Annotated in this window: 2 protein-coding genes; one reads left to right on the forward strand and one right to left on the reverse strand. The window is 57.8% G+C overall.

The genetic code is table 11. From position 1 onward, the window contains the following. Positions 1–255 (forward strand): DoxX family protein (locus tag MKP05_RS21390; RefSeq protein ID WP_240570149.1); only part of this gene is annotated, 255 nt, incomplete at its 5' end. Between the two features lie 74 nt (positions 256–329). Here the strand turns inward: MKP05_RS21390 and MKP05_RS21395 are convergent. After that, the coding region (locus MKP05_RS21395; protein ID WP_240570150.1) for an iron chelate uptake ABC transporter family permease subunit at positions 330–619 on the reverse strand (290 nt) is incomplete at its 5' end.

Consider the following 619-nt stretch of genomic DNA (forward strand, 5'->3'; position numbering starts at 1 on the left):
TACGGTGTGCTGGTGGGGGAAGTGGTCGCTCCCTGCTTGTTAATTCTCGGCGTTCTGACCCGCCCGGCGGCGTTGGTGCTGGCGTTCATCATGGTGGTGGCGTGGCTGATGGTCGGCTTAGATAAGACGTTTGCGCTTGATGCGGTGGGAGCGTGGGCCATTGAGAATCTGGTCTATTTCTTTGTTGGCGCACTGGCGATTGCGCTACTCGGCGCGGGGCGTTATTCGCTGGCCGGTCAGTCGGCCTGGCGGTAAAAATGCCTCATTCGTCCTGGGGCGTAAAGTCGATACTGTTGGCGATTTGCAATTTTTTCAGTCCGGGAAAGCGTTTATCTCATGTCGCCTGAGCGTTTGTTTATTGTCGCCAGGGATTTTCCCGGAGGCGGCGCATTGCGCCTTCTCCGGGCTACCAAATCGCCCAGCGCTGTAGCCCCGGTAAGCGATAGCGCCACCGGGGATGTTGAAGCCATCCAGGACCGTTTGCGACTCTGCTTTCTCAGCAAATAAATAAAGTAAGGCGCGCCGATAAAGGTCGACAGTAGCCCCGCCGGGATCTGATACGGGAACATCATCATCCGTCCGCACCAGTCGGCGAAGACCAGCAGCAGCCCGCCAGTCA

This window comes from Halomonas flagellata (assembly GCF_022487945.1).
GTDB classification, from domain to species: domain Bacteria; phylum Pseudomonadota; class Gammaproteobacteria; order Pseudomonadales; family Halomonadaceae; genus Halomonas; species Halomonas flagellata.